Genomic DNA, 25,477 nt, shown 5'->3' on the forward strand with positions numbered 1-25,477 from the left:
AAGAATCATTCCTCTCCTCTTACCCCAGTGCCACATCCAGAATCATCATCAAACTAAATCCAACCGCAAAGAAAAGCGTACCAATATTCGAGTGCTGTCCCTGAGACATTTCCGGAATTAGTTCTTCAACCACGACATATAACATAGCTCCTGCTGCAAAGCTGAGTAAATATGGTAATGTCGGGATTACCAGCTGTGCGACAAGAATCGTCATTACTGCTCCAACCGGTTCAACGACTCCTGAAAGTACACCTCCCAGAAATGCCTTTCTCTTACTTTCACCCTCTGCCCTAAGCGGCATGGATATAATCGCTCCTTACGGGAAATTCTGGATAGCAATTCCAAGTGATAAAGCAAGTGCACTTGTTGCTGTAATCTGTGCATTTTCAGCAAGAAATCCTGCATACATAACACCAACTGCCATACCTTCAGGGATATTATGTAATGTAACTGTCAACACCATCATCGTAGTACGGCCAAGTTTGCTTTTCGGTCCCTCTGCCTGATCACTTCCAACATGAAGATGTGGAATCAAATGATCAAGTGCGAGTAAAAACAATATACCAATCCAGAACCCAACAACTGCCGGAACAAACGATAAAGTTCCCATATTCTCAGATTGTTTAATTGCCGGAATCAGAAGACTCCAGATTGAAGCAGCAACCATTATACCTGCTGCAAACCCTGCAAGTGCACGTTGTAGTAACTTTCTAAGTATTTTTCTCATAAAAAACACGCATGCTGCACCTAGCGTTGTTCCAACAAATGGAATCAGTATACCTTCAAAAACATTCATTAGCATTATGTATTCCTCTGTATAGTCAAAAGTACTTTCACATCGTTCTGTTGTTAGTTTTAACTAACTGCTATGTATAAAAGAAACCGTGCGAAAAGCAAACTGTAATTTCACACGGTTTTACTTATGTTTAAGTATATCACTTACGAAATCATATAACAATATAATTCTTTTAACAATTTACAAAAAGCCGGAGGTCAGTGTTACTGTTCACTCCGTTCACAGTAACGAAAATATAAAAATTATATGTTTTTACTGGATTTTTGGAGATATTTATCACTATGAGATATTTCTATCATAGAAGATTTTGAGAGTCTTATCAAACAATATGAAGATCATTCAGTTCACAAATCACCAAAAAATTAAAAACTTTTTAGCGCAACAAAGCCCCCAGGATTAACTCCCGAGAGCGTTTATGCTACTCATATTAAATTGTGATCACATTATTCAAGCAATCAGATTATTAATGGATTCTAACTTATATACAGTAAACGGATCAGTGAAAATATTCATTCATATGATTTCCCCCCTTTAGATAAGCGGATTAATTCTATTTAATAGCTTCATATCTTTTGCAAGTTCCCAATTTTGCATCAGTTCATCCTGAAAGAAAATCATTGGATACCTGCAAAAGTTCTTCTTCGCGGAAATTTATTTTTTTCAATTGGTAAAAAAGCTATACAATTCCAGGTATTCCTTTTCTGTTTCCTCGAAAGCCCGTACCGTATAATCTATTGTAATATGAATCTCCGGTGCTTCCCTTTCCTGGGGTTCATTTAGCAGGTGTGTAAGGTCAAACCAGAGCATATCATCATCGATTTCTTTTAATAATTGTTCTTCTTTTGCGTTTAATGGGCTCCCAAGATATTTCTGATAGATCAGATCCAGCAGATTTTTCTCCTGCTCTTTATATCCTGAGAGGGTTTTCTTGAATGGTCTTGGCACATCAGATAAATAACATTCGCTGGCATCGTGCAGAAGGCAGGCAAATGCCACACGCCTGGAATATCCTCGCGCAAGGGCTTCTCTGGCACAGTTGATGCAATGCTGACCTACTGAAAAAAAAGTTTTTACCTGTCCGTTTCCGCGGCAGATTAAAGATAAGGCATGTGCAATATCTTCGATACAGATCATATCCGGATCCGGATGTAATGGATCTATATGTTTGCCTGTGTATGTTGTAATACAATTGTTATTCATGATCTTTCACCTCGTTCTTTTATGTAACCGGAATTCTTGTAACAGCAAAGTGGATGGTCTTGTACGACCCCTGTCGGAAGACTTTATTATGTTATAGGTGTTATAAAAACATTGCGGAGAATTTTCTATAACATAAAACGGATACAATTAATGATAACTGTATCCGTTTTATGTTGACTAACTGTTGATATTCTGAAGCAGTGAATTCATCTCCTGATACAGAAGTTCTTTCGTAGCAGCTCCCATTACAATTGAAACAAAAGTTTTTCCGTATGCATTCTGTGTAAGGATTGCAAGACAATTGCCGGCTACTTCTGTTGTTCCGGTTTTACCACCGAGAATTGTAACATCTTTTGGGGCTGTTGCCTCTCCGGTAAGATAATGGTCTGTTGCGGTAAGCGTGGTGCTTTTTTCTGTTCCGTCTGAGCCTGTATAGGTTACTGTATAAGACGGCAACTCTGTAATTTCTGTAAATTCAGGGTAGGTGAATGCTTCATTCAGCATCAGATAAATATCATATGGTGTTGTATAGTGATTTTCATCCTGCAGTCCATGTGGATTGGAAAAATGTGTTCCTGTACATCCAAGCTTTGCGGCATAATCATTCATCATCTGTACGAAGTTCTCTGTACTGCCTCCAACATATTCCGCAATGGCAGAAGCTGCATCATTGCCGGAATATACAAGCAGACAGTGGAGAAGCTGATCAAGGGTAACCTGATCGCCGGCTACAAATCCGCAGACCTGTGATCCATCCTCCAGTGTAACATTATCCTGAGTGATCGTGACAGTGTCATTCAGTTTTCCACTCTGTAATGCAAGCATTGCTGTCATGATCTTGGTAATACTTGCAGGATACACCTTATCATAAATGCCGTTTGCATACAGTACTTTATGATTACTCAGACTGAACAGCAACCCTTTCTGTCCATCTTCCAGCTGGGCATTCTTAATACGATCAACATTTCCTTTGGGGGAAACGCATAATTTCTGGGCGAAAGATTCTGTTCTCATATTTTCCTTAGCTGCAAGGGCATTTGTGAAAACTTCAGAAGAATCAAAAGCCTGTTCAGGAGTACCAAAATAATTTCCGCTTAATATATTCCATCCGTAAAAAACACCGCCGGCAGCTGCAAGAATCACAAATACACCAACCAGAATCCTGAATATATGTTTTAATCTCTGACGCTTTTTATGATATTTTGTACGTAGCAAAGCCTGATGCTCCTCTGTTTGTCTGGATGGCATCTGCGATTTCGGCAGTTTGACTGTCTGAAGCGGTCTGGAAGGTTTGTGTCTGTGCGGAGCTGTAGATTTGTATGGAACAGCAGATTTCTTTTCCGGTATTTTACCGGAAGATTTCTTTTTTGTTCTCATAAGTAATCCTCTCTTCTGTCAATTTCTTTTTGAATAATTTCTTTATTGTATGTGCTGCTCTGAAGTCCTACATTGAGTACAAGCCCCATACCAATATACAGACTTACCAGCGAAGTCAGTCCATAGCTTACAAAAGGAAGGGGAGTTCCCGTATTAGGCGCAAGACCTGTTGCAACACAGATATTAATGAAGCTCTGTAGTGCGATCAGGCCGCCGATTCCACAGCAAAGAACCTTTCCTGACAAATCTTTTGCCCGAAGACTCATCCGGATACATTCAAAGGCAATTGCCAAAAGTAGCAATACAATTATCACGCATCCAATAAATCCGTACTCTTCACCTGCAACAGCAAAAATAAAGTCTGTCTGATTCTCTGCCACGAAGTTTCCCTGATTTACAGAAGTTGTACTGTTATCACCGCTTAATTTCTTACCAACCAGTTCCCCTGAAGCAATTGCAGTTTTAGAGTTATTCTGCTGTTCAATATCATCCGAGTATTCTTCGTTTTCCGGATACAAAAAAGACATGATACGACTTCTCTGGTAATCCTTGAGCAGTTTCTGATCCGGCTGGACAACAATTGATAAAAAAATAATGGTCAATGGAACAGCAATAAGCAGTGCTCCTCCGATGATCTTATAGCTTAAACCTGCAATATAGATCATAATACAGAAAATTACTACAACAGTAATTGTATTTTTCAGGTCCGGCTGTTCCAGGATCAGGAACAGAGGTACTGCCAGTAACACGCCGGATAATGCCAGCGTTTTAAGTGTATTCAGTGTTTCCTCATGATCCATAAAAAATTTTGCAAAGAATACGATCAGGATAATTTTTGATAATTCTGTCGGCTGAAATCGGAAAGATCCGATACCGATCCATCTGGCGGCACCGTTAGCACTGTCACCCGCAATACGCACAACGATCAGCATGATAATATTAAATCCATACATGATCCACTGAAAGTTCATGATCCATGAGTAATCCAGCAAAGAAAGGATCAGCATGACAATAAGTCCAAGTATTACTCCGGCAAACTGCTTTGATCGCAGGTCCGATGCTGCTGTGCCTACCAGTGTAACTCCTATCAGGCTGATCGCCAGCAGGAAAATGATCAGTCTGAAATTGTAAAATCTTAATTTATATTGCTTTAACATAATTTATCTGTCCTTTTTAGTAACTGTGAAGATACCAAACGGTTATCCTTTTTGTTTAAAACAGGAATATACGCATGGAGTACTGCAGGTTCCTGCGTAATCTGGATTTTTACCTGTTCTTCATCAATAGTAAGGTATTTTTTTACGGTATGTATCATATCATTCCGCAACATTTTCATCATCTGTGGAGAGCAGTCGATACGTTCCGAGATCAGCAGAAGCTTCATGCGGTCTCTTGCATATCCGGCTGAACGCTTCTTTTCTTTAAAAAAAGCTTTCACACAGATTCCCCCTTATAAATACAGGCTACTTTTTGAAAAAACTACCTATTTTTCTTAATAACCCCTGCTTCCTGTTAATGTCTGCAAACGGAATCTCTTCACCTAAAAGGCGTTTACAGATATTCATGTATTCTTCTTCTGCCTGAGAAGATTTCCCGGAAAGAGGCTCCCCCTGATTTGTGGCAATCACAATCTGTTCATCATCCAGAATTGTTCCGATCAGATCAACAGCAAGGATATCCGTTACATCATCTACGGACATCATATCACCTCTTGCAATCATATCCGGCCGCAGGCGATTGATGATCAGGCTGATATCTCTGATCTCGTTGGCTTCCAGGAGTCCGATGATCCGATCTGCATCACGTATCGCAGAAACCTCCGGCGTGGTAACTACCAGGGCTTTATCAGCACCTGCGATCGCATTTTTAAATCCCTGTTCAATTCCTGCCGGACAGTCCAGAAGAATATAATCAAACTGTTCTCTCAGATCGTCGGTCAGTTTTATCATCTGTTCCGGAGACACAGCGGATTTGTCTTTTGTCTGCGCAGATGGCAGAAGACATAATTCCGGATGTCTTTTATCCTTGATCAGAGCCTGTCGCAGACGGCAGCTTCCGTTAATGACATCCACCAGATTATAGACAATCCTGTTCTCCAGGCCCAGAACAACATCCAGATTCCGCAGACCGATATCTGTATCAACCACAACAACTTTTTTGCCCAGCATAGCCAGACCTGTTCCGATATTGGCGACAGTTGTGGTTTTTCCTACTCCGCCTTTGCCGGAAGTAATCACAATGACTTCACTCATAGTTACAATTTCCTCCCTGAAAAAATTTCCATTCTTCTGGTATTCTCCTGTATGGTAGTTTCAGTCATTCGAAGTGTCACTGGTATCACTTGCCGCAACACCGGTAAGAATAGACTTTTCATCAGTTAATTCAAAGATATATTTAAAAATATCATCAGCTGCAAGACACGCATTACCGGAAGTATATCCATTCTCAATACGCACTGCAATCGCATATTCAGGATCTGAAGCCGGGGCATATCCCACAAACATACCATGGTTTGGATGATAAACATTTACCTCGGCTGTACCGGTTTTACCTGCCACATCCACGCCAAGTCCGTCAAACTGTCTGTGAGTCTGTACTACCCGGTACATTCCGTCGTGAATATCATCCCACACATTCTGTGATACATCAACTGTATTAATGATATCCGGCTCATATTTTTTTAAAGTATTACCCTTGGAATCTGTCTGTCTGTCAAGTAAAGTCAGATCATAAACATTTCCACTGGTAGCGATCGCTGTTGCATAACGTGCCAGCTGACTGGTGGTATAAGCATTGGTACCCTGTCCGATATAAGACGGGACTGCGTAGGAATCTGACACATGAGGTGCGGATTCTGTGATCTCGATACCTGTTTTCTTATCCAGACCAATCTCTGAAGCATATTTTTGCAGTACACTCAGGCTTCGGTTTTCTGAAAAGTTTCCGTCTGCATCCTGACCAAGTTTAAAACCAACCATGTTGAAATAATAGTTACAGGACTGCTCAATCGCCTCCCTGATCTCGATCTCTCCATGTCCCTGTTTGTTCCAGCAGTTGATCGGAGGTGTTACAAGATCAAAGGAGCCGGTACAGTTAATGTATGTTCCGTCATCGATCACTCCTTCAGACATTCCGGCAATTGTAGACAGAATCTTAAATGTAGAACCCGGTGCTGCTGTCTGTTGAGTTGCTTTATTGAAAAACGGACTGGATTTATCTGTAGATAATTTCGCATAATAATCCGTATCCATGTTATTTACCAGACGGTTATTGTCATATCCCGGGTAGGATACGCATGCAAGAACATCCCCTGTTTTGACATCTGTGATTACTGCAGAAGCAGAACATGGCTCCAGCGCAAGCTGTGCAGGTTCTATTTCGAGAGTATAAATTTTATTGATCATAAAGTCATAAGCTGTCATGGAGCCGGAGGCCAGTGCCTCGTAACTGCCATCATCTTTTGATAAAACTCCCTGTTCATACAGCACCAGACAGATCTCGCTTCCGGAAATGGTGTCCTCCTGAAGCATATACTTATACAGAAGTTTTGAGAAATTGGTGTCTGTTTTAAGATAATCGATCAGATAATCTGTAAGAGCCTGATATACTTCATCGGAATCCAGATAATCTCCTTCTGTAGAAAATTTGGAAATATCGATCCAGTTCTGACTTGCCGCATATGTCAGATAATCTTTCAGACTGATATCTTTATCGGTTGTCCATTTCTGATAAGTACTGTCAGAGGTATCAATGGCATTCTTTGAGATAACCCCCAGCGTATCTCTGAGAAGATCATCACAGATATAAGTAAGGTATTCCTGGATCTGATCATCTTCATCTTTTACGGCCGGTGGATTCTCAGCTGTCAGCCTGTTAGTTATTGTATCAAAAACCTGTTGCTGTTTCTGTTGAAATTTGGCATATAATTTTTTTTCTGTATCGGAAGCGTTGGCATCACTGAATTTACTGATATCAATGACACTGTTGGCAATCAGGGCATTATATACATCATAGATCGGTATCTTGATCTGTGCAGCATCATTTACACTGAAATCATAGGTTTTGGCTGCTTCAATCTTGGATAAAAGGATTCCGGCAACTCTCTGTTTCAGGATCTGGTAGATAGCGGACTGCCAGCTGCTGTCTATGGTAAGATAGGTGTCATTACCTGCGACAGGTTCTACTCTCGTGCTGTCGTCAATCTTAAGTACTTTACCAAGGTTATCGACAGTGACAGTTTCTTCACCGTCTGTTCCCTGAAGAGATGTTTCCATATATTTCTCAATTCCCGATTTACCGATGATCGCATCATTTGAATAATCAGGATTCTTCTGTCTCAGTTCTTCAAGCTCTTCTGAAGAAGCCTGTCCCGTATAACCAAGAATTGGTCCCATGCTTGCATCATCAATGTATTTGCGGACAGAATCCTCTACAATGTCAATTCCCTGAAGCTCCGGCTGATTTTCCCTGATTGCAGCTACAGATTTTTCGCTTATATTTGAAGCAATCGTAACGGCCATGTACTTCTTGAAACTGTTAGTGCTCAGTGCATAGCGGATTTTGGAAAGCTCAAGTATATCCTGCTTTGACAGGTTCTCCGGAAGTCCATGGGATGTCAGTTCTTCTTTGGTATAAGCATTATCGCCGTAAAGAACAATGGAAAATCCCTCTTTTCCGCTCATAAACTCGATCATCTGATCTGCAGTGGCATTTTTCTGTTTTTTTGTCAGGTTATCAATCAACGGTTCTCCGTAAATATCCGCACGAAAACGGTTCAGAGTAAATCCCTCATCAACATCAAAAGCATAATTCCCGCTCTCATCCAAAACAATATGGAAGCCGGTACTGATGGAATCCCCGTTGGACTCAAGGATTTTCAGGACTTTATAGGCAATCCCGTTCAGTGTAAGATTCTTTTCTCTGGTAGAATCATAAGTTCCATTATCCTCAAAGGTAACAGAATAAGCCAGCACATTTGTTGCCAGCTCCTCACCATTTCTGTCATAGATATTGCCACGCGTACTTTTGATCACACGTTTTTTTGTTGTTCTTGATTCAAATTTGCTGATATAAGCCTCTCCCTGGATGATCTGCAGTTCAAAAAGCTGACGGACCAGAGAGGCTGACATAAATACAAAAACCAGTACCAGTACTGTGGTACGTTTTATTCGTATCTTTTTAAAAAATCTTTTTATTTTAGTACCCAAATAGACTCACTTTCCTTCATTGATGGATTCTTCATGAAATGATAATTAATATAATGAAATACCCGGTAAACAATCAGTGTAAGGATCACTGTATAAAAAATCTCCGGTAAAATAATCCGGTATAAATAGGTTCCGAGCCCCAGACGTCCCCTGAGCAGAAACTGCAATGCATAGACAGAAAGTCCGTACAGTAAATCCCCGATACCTGCAAGCATAACCGGAACCTTTATGTCATCATCATAGCAGATCCTGTGGGCATATCCGCTTAAAAAGCCAATATACATATAGATCAGAGCGTAGAAACCAAACACAGAGCCATAGAACATGTCTACCAGAAATCCACAGAAAAATCCTGTCCACAGTCCACTTTTTCTTCCGCGCATCAGCCCCATGGATATACACAGGATCAGGATCAGATTCGGCGTGATAGAACCAATGGATATCACATGAAGAAGAGTACACTGAAGAAGAAAACTGATCAGGATCATAAAAAATAACGCTATCTTACTCTTCATTTGCAGTCGCCTCCTGAGCTGCCTGAGCATTGTCATTAACAGAATCCTGTTTATTTACTGTAATGACAAGTACATTTTTCAGATGCTGGAAATCTACAGGTGTGACAATGGTACCTGTTTTGGTCAGATTGTTGCTGTTTTGTTCCACCTCACTGACGTATCCGATAAACAGTCCCTCTACATATTTCTCACTGATATTGGAGGTAACGATGCGTTCCCCCACTGTTACTTTATTATTCTGGTCATACAACTGGCTGAAGCTTAATTTACCCTCATCGATGAGTTCCAGATCTCCTTCCACCACACAGTTATCCTGTGTGCTGACAGTCATGGCACTGACATTGCTGCTGTCATCGATAATGGAACGTACAGTCGCCCAGTGAGTTCCGACCTCTGTCACGATCCCGACCAGACCTTTATCTGCAAGTACATTATTATCCACACGAATGCCGTCTGCAGATCCCCGGTTGATCATAAAGGTATCATACCAGTTGCCCGGATCTTTGGATATGATTTCTGCAGCAATCTTTGGATATTCGGTATACTGCTGGTCAAGATTATACATCTGCTGTAATCTTACATATTCTGTCTGATCCTGGATCAGTTTATTGTTCTGTTCTGTGAGACTGTCTATCTGTGCCTTTAAATTTTCGTTCTCACTGAGGATTTCTTCTTTATCACGCATACGGTCCTGCATTCCTTTCAGAACTGAACTGATCCGATTGATGCTGTTTTCAAATGGAACGATCAGTATCCCGGCGGCATCCTGCAGCGGTGCAGTGGTTACGCCGGATGAAAAAGTGGCAGCAATACAGCTGACGCAGAAGATCGACATAATGACCAGAAGATGTTTACTTTTTAATTTAATCCTAAAATGTACTTTCTTTTTCAGGTTTTTCATTGATGCACCCCTAAAAATTATAGTTTTCTCTGCGTAACCGGTACTGCCCATTCACGCAGTTCTTTATTTCTGATTATTTTCTCCAGACCTGTAACTGCCGAGGTTTCATAAAAATCTGACAGATTAAAGGTGAATCCTGTATAACTGGCAAGGTATTTATCAATATAAGGAAGTCTGGTACTGCCTCCGGTTATGTAAATCCCCTGTTTCGCAATATGGTAGGAAATCTGGGGAGGAATTCGCTCCAGAAATGTTTTCATCTCTGCTGCAATCTCATTCAGACAGTTCATGATACCGTCATTTACCACATAAGAAGAAATGATTTCTTCTCTTGGCAGTCCGGAAATACAGTCAATTCCTACAACCTTACGTACTTCCTTTTTCGGATCACTGAGACGTCCCATGACCATCTTAAGCCTCTTGGCAGTCCTTGTGCCAATCTGCAGATTATATCTTTTACGTATTTCACTGCAGACAGATTCATTCATCTGTCTGCCTCCCAGCGGTATTTTCCTGCTGATAATGATCTTTCCTCCGGTGATGATCGATACTTCTGTACTCTGTGCACCGATATTTACGATCATATTTCCTTCCGGATCTTTCAGATTGACACCCATGGCAATGGCATCTGCAATGGGTGCCTCTACCATAAATACGCGATTTTTCTTTAACCAGTGACCATTCGCCACATGAAAATATGCCCGTTTCTCAACCGCAGTCATATCCAGAGGAACAGTAAAATACATTGTTGCGCCAAATCCCAGGATATGATCGATCTTTCGGATCATACTGTAAAGAACAATCTCCTGAAGTTCCAGATTAGCGATCATGCCAAATGTCATTGGCGAAGTAACCGTAATATCTGTGGGGGATTTCTCAAACATATCGTATGCTTCATTTCCCATTGCAATGATCGTGTGTCCCTTGGACGCGATCATATTTTTCTCGATATAAGTTTTGTTTCTGAAAAAAGAATAGACTTTTACGGAACTGCTTCCCAAATCTATTCCATATGTTTTCTCAAATAGCATATTCTGCCCCTTTGTTGTTGCCTTATTCTGTACATGTATTCCATAATCCTTCTTCTCTGAAGCTGCAGTATCTCTGATCCCCGATCACAATATGATCCAGCAGATGTATTCCCAGCAGTTCCCCCGCCTGATAAATCCTGGCTGTGATCTGTAAGTCATCCGGACTTGGTGTAGGATCACCACTTGGATGATTGTGTATCAATATCAGACTGACTGCATGGCGGCGCAGGGCTTCCATGAAGATTTCCCTTGGTGTTACCAGCGAACCGGTTGCAGTTCCCCGGGTCAGTATCTTATCTCCCAGAAAATGTCCTTTCACATCTGACATCATACAGATCACCAGTTCCTGCTCTTCATGGCGGAGTTCTTCCATATAATAAGCTGCTATGGAGGAGGGATTGTTCATAACTATCTGCGGTCTGGCAGCAGCCTTGGCAATTCTTTTGGAAAGTTCTCCAATGCATTTTAACTGTACTGCTTTTACCTGTCCGATTCCATGAATCTTCATAAGATCCTGTACAGATACATGCATAAGCCCCATAAGGCCGGGATAGGAGGACGACTCCATAAATTTCAGGATCTCCTGTGCAAGTGCCAGTGAATTCTTTCCTGAAGTGCCGCTGCGCAGGATTACTGCCAGCAGTTCAGTGTCATTTAATGAACCCTCACCCTGCATAAAGCATTTCTCATACGGCCGCTGTTCCCTGGGAAGCTGCTTCATAATATTATTTGCATTATTCATAAGTCTGCCTGTGCTCTCTAAAGCCTCTGGGCAAATTGCAAATTATATTCTAGCATAAAAGAGGAGAGATGTACACTCTCCTCTCTGATTTTTATGTGAACTTTATAGTTACTGGGTTACTGTTCACACACCACTGTCCCGCGAGGTGTTTTGGCATGAATATGCCAAAATCCCGAGACATACAAGCCAAAATTCCATTGCCGCAGGCAATCTGGAATGAATTTTGGCTACGTTACTGTGAACGGAGTGAACAGTAACGTTACTGGGTTACTGGTTATCGGTAATATCCCGCTTAAGAGATCAATTATTTTTTATAGCCGCATATTTTCGGCATACAGTCTCAGCAACTTTGATTCCATCCATGGCAGCACTTGTGATTCCGCCTGCGTAACCTGCACCTTCGCCACATGGATAAATTCCTGCCATATTTGCTGTGAGCTCCTGATCACGTACGATTCTTACGGGAGAAGAAGTACGGCTTTCAATGCCACTGAGCAGTGCATCCTCTCTGTCAAATCCGGAAATTCGTTTTCCGAAGGCTCTGACACCTTCTTCAATAGAATCGCCTACTGCTTTTGGCAGAACAGAGCGTACATTTGTCAGTATATATTCTCCCTTCATACAGGGAGTAACCTCTCCTAATGCTTCACTTGCCTGATTTTTGCAAAAATCACCAAACAGCTGAACAGGAATTTTTCCTTCTCCGAGCTCCCATGCTTTTTTCTCCAGATCACGCTGAAATTCTACGCCGCCAAGAACTCCTTTATCCGGGAAATCTTCTGGTGTGACTGTGACGATCATGGCACTGTTTGCATTTCTGGAATCACGTGCCTGATAGCTCATTCCGTTCACTGCGAGACGACCGGGTTCAGAGGATGCATTTACAACATATCCGCCCGGACACATACAAAAAGAATAAACACCTCTGCCATTTGCACACTTATGAGTTACTTTATAGCTGGCTGCACCAAGTAATTCATTCTCAGGCTCTCCATAAAGATCCATATTGATCATTTCCTGAGGATGTTCAATACGCAGCCCCACTGCAAATGACTTTGGCTCCATATAAACACCACGTTTCTGTAACATTTCAAAAGTATCTCTTGCACTGTGTCCTGGTGCCAGTACACAGACCTGTGCAGGGATTCTCTTATCATTGTTGATCTCAATTTCTTTTAATGTATTGTTCTCAAAAATCAGATCTGTCACCTTGGAACGGAAGCAGAATTTTCCTCCCATTTCTTCGATTTCATGACGCATTTTTTCAACAATACCAACCAGCACATCCGTTCCCAGATGTGGCTTCTGCTGATAAATAATTTCTTCCGGTGCGCCGGCAGCTACGAAACGCTTCAGTACCTCATGATTACGTCCGTAAGGATCTTTTACCAGCGTGTTCAGCTTTCCGTCGGAAAAGGTGCCGGCGCCGCCCTCTCCGAACTGTACATTGGACTCAGGGTCAAGAACACCATTTTTCCAGAAATTCTCTACTGTTTTCTGACGTTTCTCAGCCTCTTCTCCGCGTTCAAGTATTATTGGACAATATCCGGCCTTCGCAAGATACCATCCGCAGAAAAGCCCTGCAGGACCACTTCCCACAATAACGGGAGAATGTAAAAGAGGTGTCTCACCCGGAGAGGGAAATTCATATGGTTTCTCTTTTGTTAACATAATGTTGTTATTGTTAACTTTTTTGGCAAGTTTCTGTTCATCTCTGATCGTTACGTCTACAGTATATACAAAGATTTTGTCATTTTTGTGTCTGCAGTCCAGAGATTGCTTTTTTATCTCGTAAGTAAAACTGTTTCCGGGATTTTTTAATGTTTTTGCAATCTTTTTTTCGAGCTGTGCCTTTGTATGTGTGATTGGAAGTTTCAGCTGTGAAATTCGAATCAATTTTTCTCCTCCTTTGCTGCATTTTTGCCGGCCACTGCGCCGCTGCTCCATGCCCATTGCAGATTATATCCGCCGCATGTACCGTCAATATCCAGAAGCTCCCCTGCAAAATACAGACCCCTACAGAGCTTTGACTCCATGGTTTGAGAATTTACCTGTGAGGTATCTACTCCCCCGGAGCAGACCTGTGCCTGTGAAAATGACATACCATCCTGCACTTCAAGAGGAAATTCCCTTATGGCAGAAACCAGTTGTTTTTGTGATATAAGGATTTTGATAAGCTTTTCCGGGAAAAGTCCCACCAGAAGTTCTTTTTCTTTTTTATAGGGACATGCCTTCTTTCGTGCATACAGAAGTTTCTTTAATTCTTCTTCTGACAGCTCCGGCATGAAATTAATGCGGAGCTCTGCTTTATGTCCTTCTCTGACTGCACGTACTGCATAAGTGCTGAGCTGAAACACTGGGATTCCGGAGATTCCGTATTCTGTAAGCTGTAGCTCGCCATGTTCAGATTTACAGAATTTCCCATCTGTAAAAAGAGAAATCTCTCCTTCTGTACGTACGCCTGCCCATGCCTTAAAAGAAGAACCTTTACACTTCAGGGCAGTAAGTGCCGGATAAACCGGGACAATGCGGTGCTGAAAGCTCTCTGCCAGCATATATCCGCTGCCGTCTGAACCTGAAACAGAAGATGCCCGGGATCCATTGGCAAGTATCAGTGCATCTGCATCATAGTGCCATCCTTTTGTCAGGATTTGGAAATTCTTTCCATTTGTCCCGGTTTTTATTTCTGTAACCTGTTCGTTTGTCTTTATTTTCACACCCAGACTGGCAGCCTCCATACACAGTACATCTACAACACTCTGCGCCTGATTGCTTCTCGGATAAAGATAGCCGTTCCTGTTTAAAGGATAGATTCCTATCTCTTTGAAAAACTCAATGGTATTCTCGACAGAAAACTCTCTGAGTGCATCTTCGACAAATTCCGGATGTTCGCCTCTGTATGCATCATCCGGTCTTGCAAGATTGGAAAAATTACATCTGCCGTTTCCTGTAGCACAGATTTTCTTTCCGGGTTTCTCGTTCTGTTCCAGAACAGTGACTGCTGCCCCGTTTCGGGCCGCCATGATCGCTGCCATCAGTCCACAGGCTCCTGCTCCTGTGATCACTACTTGTCTTTTTTTCATAAAGTTACAAGTCCTTTATCAACCATTTTCTGCAGGGACATCAGAACACCCAGTTTTGCATGTTCCCAGGTAAGTCCTCCCTGAAAATACACTGCATATGGAGGCTTCATCGGACCATCTGCAGAAAGTTCGATAGAAGAACCCTGCACAAAAGCACCTGCTGCCATGATAACCTGACTGTCATATCCGGGCATATCCCATGGCTCCGGATCTACATAACTGTCAACCGGTGCTGCTGCCTGAATACCCTTACAGAACGCGATCAGACCTTCCGGTGTACCAAGACTTACCGCCTGAATGATGTCCTGACGTGGCTCTGTGGAATCCGGGATTACCGGGAATCCAAGTTTCTCATAAATATTTGCCGCAAACACAGCTCCCTTTAACGCCCCCTTGGTAACCATTGGTGCAAGGAAAAATCCCTGGAAGAAAGAACGGTTGACTCCCAGAGTTGCGCCTACCTCACTGCCAAGTCCGGGACAGGTCATTCTGTAAGAAGCATTCTCCACGCACTCCTTAGTACCTGCAATATAACCGCCGATAGGCGCAAGTCCGCCGCCCGGATTTTTGATCAGAGAACCAACGATCATATCAGCTCCCACATCACTTGGCTCAATGGTATCTACAAACTCACCGTAGCAGTTATCCACCATACAGATCACATCCGGTTTAATACTCTTTACAAAAGAGATCAGTTCTCCAATCTGCTTTACAGAGAAAGACGGACGTGTCTGGTATCCTTTGGAACGCTGGATCTCCACAAGACGTGTTTTTTCATTGATTGCTTTACGGATGCTGTCATAATCAAAGGTTCCGTCTTCTAACAGTTCCACCTGACGGTAACTTACTCCATATTCTGCGAGAGAACCTTTTGACGGGCGGATGCCGATTACCTCTTCCAGAGTATCGTAAGGCTTTCCGGCAGGTGCCAGAAGTTCATCACCCGGACGGAGATTACCGAATAAGGCAATGGCCAGCGCGTGAGTTCCGCATGTGATCTGCGGGCGTACCAGACAGGCTTCCGTATGGAAAGTATCTGCATAAACCTTTTCAAGTGTTTCCCTGCCAATATCGTCATATCCATAACCGGAAGAACTTCCGAAGCATTCTGCGCTTACTTTATTTTTCTGCATGGCAAGAAGCACCTTCATCTGGTTATATTCTGCCGTTTTATCAAATTTTTCAAATCTTTCTTTTAAAGATTCCTCAATCTTATGACCAAAGTCATAAACCTCTGAAGAAATCCCAAGCTGTGCGTACATTTCTTTCATAATTTGTTTCGTCCTCATTTCTGTTTGCATTATTATCTTTATTTTATCTCTGAATTTCACTTATTCTGTATCAGTGATTTTTAAGAAAAATTCGGTTATAAAATTCCTCTGTCCCTGCATACCTTCAGCATTTCATCAAGGATTCTGTCTTCATTATAGTCAAATTCATCCTTATTCATCCAGATGGTATCCTTCTCCCTGCGAAACCAGGTCAGCTGGCGTTTTGCAAAATGTCTGGTATCTCTTTTCAGGATCCTGACCGCTTCCTCTAACGGATACTCGCCATCCAGATATGCAAGGATTTCTTTATATCCAAGTCCCTGCATGGAAACCATCCCCCTGTGGTATCCCATATCTTTTAACTTCTGCACTTCCTCAAGGAGTCCCTCTTTTAACATCTCATCAATACGGTCATCAATCCGTTTATAAAGAAGTTCCCTTGGTACATTCAGCACAAAATATGCCAGATTATAAGGAGTTTCGTGTTCCTTCTGCTCCTGATTATGTGCGGAGATCGGCGACTGGTTCTGATGATAAAACTCCAGTGCCCTGATCACACGTTTTACATTATTGGCGTGGATTTCCCCGGCACTGACAGGATCAACATCCAAAAGCATCTGATGCAGATATTCATTTCCCTTCTCTGCAGCAAGCTGTTCCAGCTCCTGACGGTATCCGTCTTCCTGCTCTGCCTGAGTAAAATCAATATCCTTTGTAATAGCCTGTATATAAAATCCGGTTCCTCCTACCAGAACAGGAATTTTCCCCTTGGCATAAATTTCTTCCATGGCAGCTTTTGCCATCTGCTGGAATTTCACGATATGAAATTCTTCCTGAGGCAGCAGTTCATCTACCAGATAATGCTTTACTCCCTGCATCTCCTCCGGCCGGATCTTAGCTGATCCAATATCCATATATTTGTAGACCTGCATGGAATCAGCAGAAATGATCTCTCCGTTTACTGCTTTCGCAAGAGCAATGGATAGATGGGTTTTTCCTGCTGCCGTCGGTCCTGTAAGAACGATCAGTGGCTTTTTCATAATAGCTCCTTATATATAAACTATACAATACGTTTAAATTTCTTTTCCAGTTCTGTTTTAGTCATGGAAATAATCGTCGGTCTTCCATGAGGACAGTGATAGGGATTCTCCAGTGTGAGCAGTTCATCAATCAAGGCATTTGCTTCCCGGTCGGACATCTGGTGATTTCCCTTTACCGCAGCCTTACATGCCATGGTGGCCAGTCTGGAAGCAAAGATTCCAAGTGGATCTTTATCCTTCTCAGAAGCAAGATTGTCAAGCATTTCCAGAAAAAGTTCTTCCTCCGTAAGACCGTACAGATTGGCCGGGACTGCATTGATACAGTATTCCTTACCGCCAAATGGTTCAATCTCAAATCCAAAATCCTCGAAATACTTACGGTTAGCCTTAAGAAGAGCTTCTTCCTGAAGATTCAGGGATACGATCAGCGGCGGGCTGAGGTACTGGGATTCTACTGTCTGCTCACGAAACCTTTTTACGAAACGTTCATAATAAATCTTTTCATGTGCCGCATGCTGGTCGATAATAAAAAATTTATCCTCAAACTGAACAAGCCAGTAAGTATCAAAAATCTGTCCGATCAGCTGATGACGGCTTCGGGATTCAGGAGCAAGAAGTTTCTCTTCAAACAATTCTAACTGTTGTGGCTTTTGCTGTTTCTCTACTTCCTGTGACATATTTACCTGCATTGCGTCAGGCTGTTTTTCATGTATATTTTTATCGTTTATTGTTCCTTCGAAAAGCTTCTCCTCTGCTTTTGTAAAAGGATCTTTTGTCTGATAAATCTTTTGCTCACGTACTGCCTGTTCCGCCATAGTGATAGTTCCTCGCGGAAGTGTTGAATAAGAAGAAATCTGTTTTTTATCCATAGCAGTATCTGGTGCAGATACTGTCCTATCATTGCCTTTTATTGACACATTCGAAGTACGATTAACTGTGTTCGCTACTTGTGTTCGATACTCCGGCATTTCAGCACGACGTTTCATTTCAAATGGCTCCGGTACATCCCCCGGTTTCACCACAGACGACAGTTTCTTTACCGGTTCTTCTTTTCCAAAAGGTACTGTCTGGATCATTTCTCTTGTAGTAAGCGCCTTATGAACTGTCTCATAAACGGCATCGTAAACTTCCGTTCCTCTGGCAAACCGTACTTCCATCTTACTTGGATGTACATTTACGTCCAAATCATTTCCCTCCATCTGAATATGAAGCGAAACAAACGGAAACTTATGTTGCATAAGAAACCCCTTATAGGCATCCTCGATTCCCTTTGCAATGATCCTGTTTTTTACAAAGCGTCCGTTAATATAGTAATTCTCAAAAGTACGGTTGCCTCTGGAAATCTCCGGTTTTCCCACAAAACCCTCAATCTTCATGAAATCATTCTCGTAGGATACTTCAAGAAGTGCTTTGGTAATATCTCTTCCATATATATTATAAATCACATCTTTTATATTGTAATTACCGGATGTGTGAAGCTTCACCTGTTTATTCTGGATATATTTAAAAGAAATCTCAGGATGGGACAATGCCAGCTGTTCCATCAAAGTGCTGACATAATTTCCCTCCGTAGTATCTGATTTCAGGAACTTGCTTCTTGCAGGTGTATTATAAAAAAGGTTTCTCACCAGGAAAGTAGTTCCTTCCGGAGCCCCCATATCCTCTAAAGACTCCTGTACACCACCATTGATCACATAGCGGACTCCGCTTAATGCAGATGGGGTCTTTGTGATCAGTTCCACCTGTGCAACAGCGGCAATACTGGACAAAGCCTCACCGCGAAATCCAAGAGACGCAATGTGTTCCAGATCCTCAACCTTCTCAATCTTACTGGTGGCATGACGCAAAAATGCCAGGGGTACCTGATCTCTTTCCATACCCCCGCCATTATCTGTGATACGTATCATCTTTTTGCCGCCGTCTGTGATCTCCACTGTTACAGCAGTTGCTCCTGCATCAATTGCATTCTCCACAAGCTCCTTCACAATGGAGGACGGACGTTCCACTACCTCACCGGCAGCGATCTTATCTATGGTCTGCTGGTCTAATACTGCAATTTTTCTCAACTTTTATCACCATCTGTTCTTAATCTTGTTCTGTAGGTTATAAAGTGTATTCATTGCCTCGATAGGAGTCATGTTTCCCATATCAAGACCCTTGATTTCTTCTATGATGTCATCATCTTTAACGGTATCAAACAGGGACATCTGTGCCATATCCATCTGATCATATACCGGCTTCTTCTTTTTCGTCGTGGTTAAATCCTTTACTGCTGCCGTAATATCCGCATCACTGAGCTCCTCTACCAGTTCCTTCGCACGCTGGATTACAGAATCAGGCACACCTGCCAGCTTGGCAACCTGAATACCATAGCTCTTATCTGCACCACCCTGAACAATTTTACGTAAGAATACGATATCGTCTCCTTTTTCTTTAACTGCAATACAGTAGTTATTCACTCCTGGGATTTTTCCCTCCAACTCGGTAAGCTCATGATAATGAGTTGCAAATAAAGTCTTGGCACCACAGAGCTTGGTGTTGCTGATATGTTCGATTACCGCCCACGCAATGGCAAGTCCATCGAAAGTACTCGTACCACGTCCAATCTCATCAAGGATCAGAAGGCTTCTTGCAGTTGCATTTCTCAAAATATTGGCAACTTCTGTCATCTCCACCATAAATGTACTCTGACCACTTGCCAGGTCATCTGATGCACCTACACGTGTAAAGATTCTGTCAACAATTCCGATGTTTGCTTTTTCAGCAGGGACAAAGCTTCCAATCTGTGCCATCAGTACGATCAGGGCAGTCTGTCTCATATATGTAGACTTACCTGCCATATTTGGGCCTGTGATAATGGATACTCTTTTTTTATGGTTGTCCAGATATGTGTCATTTGCAATAAACATATCGTTCTCAATCATCTGCTCTACAACCGGATGACGGCCATTCTTGATGTCAATCACACCTGTTGTGTTTGTTTTTGGACGCACAAAATGATTTCGTTCTGCAACCAGTGCAAGAGAAGCAAACACATCTAATGCGGCTACTGCCTTGGCTGTTTTCTGAATACGCACAACCTCTTTACCGACAGTATCACGTACATTACAGAATAATTCATATTCCAGCGCATAAAGCTTGTCCTCTGCACCAAGAATTAAATCTTCCAATTCCTTCAATTCCTGTGTAATGTAACGTTCTGCATTAGAAAGTGTCTGCTTACGAATATAGTTGTCAGGTACCTGGTCTTTAAATGTATTGGTAACCTCCAGTGAATAACCGAATACACGATTATATTTAATCTTCATTGTCTTGATACCGGTACGCTCACGTTCCCTTGCTTCCAGTTCGGAAAGCCATTTTTTGCCATCTGTTCTGGAACGGCGGAATTTATCTACATCTTCATTATAGCCCTCTTTAATAATGCCTCCATCCTTCTGTGCAAGAGGCGGATCTTCCACGATGGCACGTTTAATCAGATCTGTTACATCTTCCAGAGAGTCCATATCTTCATAAATTTTCTGAAGCAGGGGAGTCTTAAATTCTTTTAATACCTGTTTTATATATGGAAGCATTTCCAGTGAAGAAGCAAAAGCGATCAGATCCCGCGGATTAGCTGACTTATAACTGATACGGCTGATCAGTCGTTCCAGATCATAGACAGGTCCCAGATATTCCCTGATCTCGTCGCGAAGCATTCCATTTTTATTTAACTCTTCCAGTGCTTCCAGACGTTGTTCGATTTCATCTCTGTCGATCAGTGGCTGCTCCACATAACTGCGGAGAGTTCTTGCCCCCATTGCTGTTTTTGTCTTATCCAGTACCCAGAGAAGAGAACCTCTTTTCTGTTTCTCCCTCAGGGTTTCCACAAGTTCCAGATTCCTGCGGCTGGAACTGTCAATAAGCATATATTTCTCTGCTGCATAGGGACGGATAGTTGTCATATGGGACAAGGCTGTTTTCTGGGTTTCTTTCAGATATAAGAAAAGAGCTCCTGCAGCAATGATCCCGCAGTCATAATCACCAACGCCCAATCCCTCCAGAGAACCTACATGAAAATGATCTTTTAGCGTGCGGCGGCACAACTCGTCATCGAAATACCAGGAATCCAATGAAAAAACACAGATCCCAAGACGGTTCTTCAAGTCATCTGTATCTATATTAGACATATAAAAAGAATCATTACAGATAATCTCTGCAGGAACAAATTTATTGATCTCATCAAGAAGTTTCTGAGGTTTGTCCACCTCAGTAAGGAAACAGTCACCTGTTGTAATGTCTGCAATAGCGCATCCGAAATGTTCTTCCATAGACACAATAGACATCAGGTAATTATTCTTTGTCTCATCAAGAGCAGCAGCATCCAGTGTGGTTCCTGGGGTTACGATCCTTACAACCTCACGCTTTACCAGTCCTTTGGCTTTTTTAGGATCCTCTACCTGCTCACAGATCGCTACCTTATGTCCTCTCTCGATCAGACGATTAATATAAGTCTCCGCAGCATGATAAGGGACACCACACATGGGTGCCCTCTCCTCTAATCCGCAGTCCTTTCCTGTAAGGGTAATCTCCAGTTCCCTGGTGACAAGTAATGCATCATCAAAAAACATTTCATAAAAATCTCCCAGACGGTAGAATAAAATGCAGTCTTTATATTGTTCCTTTGTCTTGCAGTATTCCTGCATCATCGGACTCATTGCCATTTAATTGTTATCTCCTATCTTCATAACAGCTCACTGCTGTTTTTTATCTCGTATATATTGTATTTTTGACATCTTAAGATTTTAACATGAATAAATAGAAGATGCAAGATAGAGTATAAACATTTATTCTATCCCTAAAATGAAGCGCTGGAAGGATAACTGGGACGCAATCTCGCCGATCTTTAAATTTTCAACGACGGTCAGAACGGTGATTTATACTACAAATGCTATTGAATCCCTGAATTCTACCTACCGGAAACTGAATCGCCAGAGAAGCGTATTTCCAAGCGATACAGCTCTATTAAAGGCACTGTATCTTGCTACATTTGAAGCTACAAAGAAATGGACCAGTACGATCCGCAACTGGGCACAGGTGTATGGTGAACTGAGTATTATGTACGAAGGACGCCTCCCAGAGTAACGAATAAACGGGCGAATAAGACGGGCGGAAAACCGCCTGCTCTTGACATGCCATTCAACAACTGTTATATATAAAACAAGAGTGAGAAGCCTGATTTTCAGGCTTGCCACCCTTGCATATCATAGAAGAATCTTATTTACAGACTTTTTCTCACAGTCTCCCTTTTCATCAGGAAACTGTCATTACTTTTCCCATAAACAGTATTTCGTCATTGCTCCTGTCATAGATCAGGAAGGCAAAAGGACGAGTGAGTTCCACATTTTTGATAACTGGTTCTTTCTCCTCTACAGCTGACATACATTCCATGATAACTGCTGTCACTGCTGCTGCTTTCGTGCCGTTTTCATCCAGTTCCAGTTTTGTTTTCTGCAGTATCGTATCTACATTTACATTTTTGTCTGCAATACCGGAGAAATCAGCGTTGCTGGAAAATATATTATCAAGCCCCAGGCTTGAGAGTATGTCATTTAGGATGGCGGTAGTCTCAAAATCAAGTTTTGGCATCTTACATTGTACTTCGTCATACTCTGGCTGAGATTTCAGAAGTCCACCAATATCCAGATCCTCAAGTGTAAAATCGCCTTCATCGACAGGCAGGATTCCGACAAAACTCAGTCCGTTTGCATACTCTCTGCCAAATGCTGTTGCCTTATCATTTTCATAATACCTGTCTCCGGCACAGGTCATGTATTTTGTCTTTTCATTGTTTCCAAACTTCTCTTCTGTATCAGAAACATTCCAGGGTTCTCCACTCCATCCGGACTCAAAATATAGTGAATTAGTTAAGCACAGTCCGGTAGTATCATTGATCAGATCCGGGGTTATGATTTTCGGGATCAGCCCTTCCGTATTTTTGTCACACCAGGAATTAATGATACCGCATGTTTTCTCTGCAGCGGAAAAATCTACATTTTCCACTTCAGCCCCAAAACCGTTCGTTACTGAATTTTTAAATTCTTCCTGTAATGTCAGATTATTATCCACCCAGACTGCATCTGCAATCTTTAATTTTGACTTATATCCGTAACTCTCATCTTCAGTATTATATTCTTTAATCTTGTTCAGATATTCCTTTGCATAAGATGCAAAATCATCGGTTCCCAGGTAATTACATAGAACTTCTTTTGTCTCTCCTTTTGCACCTTCTGCGATCATGCCCAGCGCAAAATTAAGGCTTGTGGGACTGAACATAATATTTTCTCCATTGACTGCCGCAGAGATTTGGTCTGTCATTTTTACGGAATTCTGTAATGTCACGGCTTTGTCGATACTGGCTCCTTTATTACCGGACACCGTGTCTTCATTGCTGCTTTGGATTTCACTGGCTTCTGCGGAACCGGCATATATGCCGACAGTTGGCAGTGCGACAGTCATAGCTGCCAGTATTCCGATTAAGAGTTGTTTTCTTATCATAAGGCATTTCCTCCTCTGGCATTTTCTTTAGTTTAACATATTTTTCTTTCGGTTTTGTAATCTGTGGAAAATAGAATACCGTGAATTATGTCCTCACATGACTGAAGTCACGTGCTTCCAGACGCTTTAGGCGTCAGACTAAATATCGGCGGATACGCCTGTAACTTAGATTTGCGCAGATATGCGCTTTTTTCCATGCCAGATATGGCAGGTCCCCACATTACAGGTAGTCCGCTGTATATCTGCCTGCATCTATGCAGCCATTAAGAGTCCCATCTCAGAACTGAGTTCTCTTAGATCTGCATAAACACATGAGGTTCTACGCTTTACTGCAGGGACTTTTGCCTCCAGCAAAGACCTTTCCGTTGCCGGAAGGGGTTTTAAAAGTTCACGGATAAAATATCTGGCCCCGATATTATAAGAAGCTGACAGGTCACAGTTATATCTTTTTCCCGTCTGAAATGCGCAGAGGCTGTGATTTCTCCAGTCACGCAGGACTATCCCTGATCCATCATACGCAAGCCTGCTCGTATTCCATGCACAGATCCTGGATATGCGCATCCCTTTCCTGTGTGCCTGATGTTCACACCGTTTCTGGATATCCCGTTTTCTCCAAAGCTGCAGTTTCTGCCTCTTACTTCCCGATATCTTTCCGTTCATTTCCAGATACTCAAATACGATCACATCTGCATGATTCTCCCATGCATATTCTGCAACTGCCCCTGCGATCTTTCTGCTTAATTCTATATTCAGACGTCTGGTGTATGCCCACCTTTCTCCTGCCTGCGCAGATCCATGTTCCCTCTGGAATCTCCGGATCCGTCCCAGTGTGCGGTACATACGGTCTTTTTCACTGGGGAAGTCAATAAACTTTCTCCCCAGGACAGTTCCGTCTGCCCGCATGATGGTACAGACTGCATCCGTATTGATTCCCAGATCCACGCTGCAGATGATCTGTTCCCTTACAGGTGTCTGAGTAAGTGCCACTTCTTCTGTATAGGAAAAACGCAGGAAATATTTATGGTGTCTTTTTTCCAGTGTCGGGGCTGATGCTTTTTTTCCATACCAGTTCCTGCGCAGGTATTCCATATCCGTATGACTCAAACACACACGGAACCATCTCCAGTCATGCCCGTCATACAGTTTCAGGTATGCCTCATCTTTTCCCTCTGTCCCTTCGCGGTACATCACATCCCGGTAAAAGACCGGCATGGCATGGTTTTCACAGGTAAAATTCGGTTTCCCGGAGAGTTCTCCCGCTGCCTCCCACTGTTCCATCCGGCTTTCATAGGACGATACACTTCCCAGTGCATGCTGGATGGCAGCTCTCCTGAGATAAGAAGGCATCTTCGGAAAACGGATGTCAAAATCAAAGTGGGCATGGTTCTTTTTCGTTGTGTGAATCAGATGTTCTGCTGCATTAAAGCGTTTTTTTGCTTCCGGGATCATTTTCAGTTCTGCCCACACCTGTTCATAGATTTCCGTCAGATAGCTGACCGCCTGACGATAGATTTCCAGTGTCTGGCGGATTGGGATATTCTGTTTTCGTATTTCCACACCATAACTGGATACCGTCTGCATTTTCTTCTCCTCTGAACTGTTTTTTTATTTTGTGCTATGAACAAATTGTACCATAGATATCGCATTCTGTAAACATACGTTCTTTTTTTAACAAAAAAATTGCGCGTCTAACTCATCACGGTTAAATGTATTTTTAAATTCTACCTTGCAAGAGTAAATTCTATACCTGTAGAATTTACTTCTGCATGGATTTTTC

At 42.2% G+C, this 25,477-nt stretch carries 18 protein-coding genes and 2 pseudogenes; 1 reads left to right on the top strand and 19 read right to left on the bottom strand.

Annotation, left to right across the window (positions count from 1 at the left end):
* Positions 1-19: 19 nt before the first annotated feature.
* The 17 genes and pseudogenes from ACESZG_RS05670 to mutS form a co-directional block, all read right to left on the bottom strand.
* Positions 20-802: pseudogene (locus ACESZG_RS05670) on the bottom strand (ZIP family metal transporter).
* A gap of 654 nt (positions 803-1,456) precedes the next feature.
* Positions 1,457-1,996, bottom strand: coding sequence for a hypothetical protein (locus ACESZG_RS05675; RefSeq protein WP_368210838.1), 540 nt, complete (start codon positions 1,994-1,996; stop codon positions 1,457-1,459).
* A 177-nt stretch (positions 1,997-2,173) separates the two neighbouring features.
* The gene (locus ACESZG_RS05680) at positions 2,174-3,373 is read right to left on the bottom strand and encodes a serine hydrolase (RefSeq protein WP_347044567.1); all 1,200 of its coding nucleotides are present in this window, start codon (positions 3,371-3,373) and stop codon (positions 2,174-2,176) included.
* Complete coding sequence (locus tag ACESZG_RS05685; RefSeq protein ID WP_025578412.1) at positions 3,370-4,530, bottom strand: FtsW/RodA/SpoVE family cell cycle protein; 1,161 nt, start codon at positions 4,528-4,530, stop codon at positions 3,370-3,372. Before ACESZG_RS05685 ends, ACESZG_RS05680 begins: the two co-directional genes overlap by 4 nt.
* The gene (gene minE, locus ACESZG_RS05690) at positions 4,524-4,811 is read right to left on the bottom strand and encodes a cell division topological specificity factor MinE (RefSeq protein ID WP_020993911.1); all 288 of its coding nucleotides are present in this window, start codon (positions 4,809-4,811) and stop codon (positions 4,524-4,526) included. The genes ACESZG_RS05685 and minE overlap by 7 nt, the downstream gene beginning before the upstream one ends.
* A 25-nt stretch (positions 4,812-4,836) precedes the next feature.
* Positions 4,837-5,625 (bottom strand): septum site-determining protein MinD, encoded by a 789-nt coding sequence (gene minD / locus ACESZG_RS05695; RefSeq protein WP_008703173.1) that lies wholly within the window; start codon positions 5,623-5,625, stop codon positions 4,837-4,839.
* Positions 5,626-5,685: 60 nt separating this feature from the next.
* Complete coding sequence (locus tag ACESZG_RS05700) at positions 5,686-8,580, bottom strand: penicillin-binding transpeptidase domain-containing protein (protein ID WP_373217720.1); 2,895 nt, start codon at positions 8,578-8,580, stop codon at positions 5,686-5,688.
* Positions 8,565-9,095: a rod shape-determining protein MreD gene (mreD, locus tag ACESZG_RS05705; protein WP_008703177.1), complete on the bottom strand. Its 531-nt coding sequence runs from the start codon at positions 9,093-9,095 to the stop codon at positions 8,565-8,567. Before mreD ends, ACESZG_RS05700 begins: the two co-directional genes overlap by 16 nt.
* Entirely contained in the window at positions 9,085-9,996 is a 912-nt protein-coding gene (gene mreC / locus ACESZG_RS05710; protein ID WP_020993912.1) for a rod shape-determining protein MreC, read from the bottom strand. The genes mreD and mreC overlap by 11 nt, the downstream gene beginning before the upstream one ends.
* A 17-nt stretch (positions 9,997-10,013) precedes the next feature.
* Positions 10,014-11,027 (bottom strand): rod shape-determining protein, encoded by a 1,014-nt coding sequence (locus ACESZG_RS05715; protein WP_008703181.1) that lies wholly within the window; start codon positions 11,025-11,027, stop codon positions 10,014-10,016.
* 22 nt (positions 11,028-11,049) lie between these two features.
* On the bottom strand, positions 11,050-11,769 hold the full coding sequence (gene radC, locus ACESZG_RS05720; RefSeq protein ID WP_008703183.1) for a DNA repair protein RadC: 720 nt from the start codon (positions 11,767-11,769) through the stop codon (positions 11,050-11,052).
* A gap of 300 nt (positions 11,770-12,069) precedes the next feature.
* A complete protein-coding gene (locus ACESZG_RS05725) occupies positions 12,070-13,665 on the bottom strand; it encodes an NAD(P)/FAD-dependent oxidoreductase (RefSeq protein WP_144137142.1) in 1,596 nt (531 codons plus the stop codon).
* On the bottom strand, positions 13,662-14,852 hold the full coding sequence (locus ACESZG_RS05730; RefSeq protein ID WP_118341867.1) for an NAD(P)/FAD-dependent oxidoreductase: 1,191 nt from the start codon (positions 14,850-14,852) through the stop codon (positions 13,662-13,664). Before ACESZG_RS05730 ends, ACESZG_RS05725 begins: the two co-directional genes overlap by 4 nt.
* Positions 14,849-16,123: a methionine gamma-lyase family protein gene (locus tag ACESZG_RS05735; protein ID WP_008703188.1), complete on the bottom strand. Its 1,275-nt coding sequence runs from the start codon at positions 16,121-16,123 to the stop codon at positions 14,849-14,851. Before ACESZG_RS05735 ends, ACESZG_RS05730 begins: the two co-directional genes overlap by 4 nt.
* 95 nt (positions 16,124-16,218) lie before the next feature.
* On the bottom strand, positions 16,219-17,163 hold the full coding sequence (gene miaA / locus ACESZG_RS05740) for a tRNA (adenosine(37)-N6)-dimethylallyltransferase MiaA (RefSeq protein WP_026648692.1): 945 nt from the start codon (positions 17,161-17,163) through the stop codon (positions 16,219-16,221).
* A gap of 20 nt (positions 17,164-17,183) precedes the next feature.
* Entirely contained in the window at positions 17,184-19,229 is a 2,046-nt protein-coding gene (gene mutL, locus ACESZG_RS05745) for a DNA mismatch repair endonuclease MutL (RefSeq protein WP_373217724.1), read from the bottom strand.
* Between the two features lie 6 nt (positions 19,230-19,235).
* Positions 19,236-21,851, bottom strand: coding sequence for a DNA mismatch repair protein MutS (gene mutS, locus ACESZG_RS05750; protein WP_373217733.1), 2,616 nt, complete (start codon positions 21,849-21,851; stop codon positions 19,236-19,238).
* 154 nt (positions 21,852-22,005) lie between these two features.
* On the opposite strand from mutS, the pseudogene ACESZG_RS05755 reads away from it, so the two are divergent.
* Positions 22,006-22,287 (top strand): annotated as a pseudogene (locus tag ACESZG_RS05755) (transposase); the annotation flags it as partial.
* Between the two features lie 168 nt (positions 22,288-22,455).
* Here ACESZG_RS05755 and ACESZG_RS05760 read toward each other — a convergent pair.
* Both ACESZG_RS05760 and ACESZG_RS05765 read right to left on the bottom strand, forming a co-directional pair.
* Positions 22,456-23,700, bottom strand: a complete 1,245-nt coding sequence (locus tag ACESZG_RS05760) for a serpin family protein (protein ID WP_055058777.1) — start codon at positions 23,698-23,700, stop codon at positions 22,456-22,458.
* Between the two features lie 252 nt (positions 23,701-23,952).
* Positions 23,953-25,281: a transposase gene (locus ACESZG_RS05765; RefSeq protein ID WP_055154010.1), complete on the bottom strand. Its 1,329-nt coding sequence runs from the start codon at positions 25,279-25,281 to the stop codon at positions 23,953-23,955.
* Between the last annotated feature and the right edge of the window lie 196 nt (positions 25,282-25,477).

The organism is Blautia sp. Marseille-P2398 (genome assembly GCF_964240315.1).
Classification (GTDB): Bacteria; Bacillota; Clostridia; order Lachnospirales; family Lachnospiraceae; genus Blautia_A; species Blautia_A wexlerae.

Excerpts from the sequence above, each read along its gene's own strand:
- mutS (WP_373217733.1), bottom strand. The coding sequence starts at position 21,851 with ATGATGCAGGAATACTGCAAGACAAAGGAACAATATAAAGACTGCATT.
- ACESZG_RS05735 (WP_008703188.1), bottom strand. The coding sequence starts at position 16,123 with ATGAAAGAAATGTACGCACAGCTTGGGATTTCTTCAGAGGTTTATGAC.
- ACESZG_RS05715 (WP_008703181.1), bottom strand. The coding sequence starts at position 11,027 with ATGCTATTTGAGAAAACATATGGAATAGATTTGGGAAGCAGTTCCGTA.
- ACESZG_RS05675 (WP_368210838.1), bottom strand. The coding sequence starts at position 1,996 with ATGAATAACAATTGTATTACAACATACACAGGCAAACATATAGATCCA.
- ACESZG_RS05765 (WP_055154010.1), bottom strand. The coding sequence starts at position 25,281 with ATGCAGACGGTATCCAGTTATGGTGTGGAAATACGAAAACAGAATATC.
- minD (WP_008703173.1), bottom strand. The coding sequence starts at position 5,625 with ATGAGTGAAGTCATTGTGATTACTTCCGGCAAAGGCGGAGTAGGAAAA.
- ACESZG_RS05680 (WP_347044567.1), bottom strand. The coding sequence starts at position 3,373 with ATGAGAACAAAAAAGAAATCTTCCGGTAAAATACCGGAAAAGAAATCT.
- ACESZG_RS05730 (WP_118341867.1), bottom strand. The coding sequence starts at position 14,852 with ATGAAAAAAAGACAAGTAGTGATCACAGGAGCAGGAGCCTGTGGACTG.
- mreC (WP_020993912.1), bottom strand. The coding sequence starts at position 9,996 with ATGAAAAACCTGAAAAAGAAAGTACATTTTAGGATTAAATTAAAAAGT.
- radC (WP_008703183.1), bottom strand. The coding sequence starts at position 11,769 with ATGAATAATGCAAATAATATTATGAAGCAGCTTCCCAGGGAACAGCGG.
- mreD (WP_008703177.1), bottom strand. The coding sequence starts at position 9,095 with ATGAAGAGTAAGATAGCGTTATTTTTTATGATCCTGATCAGTTTTCTT.
- ACESZG_RS05760 (WP_055058777.1), bottom strand. The coding sequence starts at position 23,700 with ATGATAAGAAAACAACTCTTAATCGGAATACTGGCAGCTATGACTGTC.
- ACESZG_RS05685 (WP_025578412.1), bottom strand. The coding sequence starts at position 4,530 with ATGTTAAAGCAATATAAATTAAGATTTTACAATTTCAGACTGATCATT.
- miaA (WP_026648692.1), bottom strand. The coding sequence starts at position 17,163 with ATGAAAAAGCCACTGATCGTTCTTACAGGACCGACGGCAGCAGGAAAA.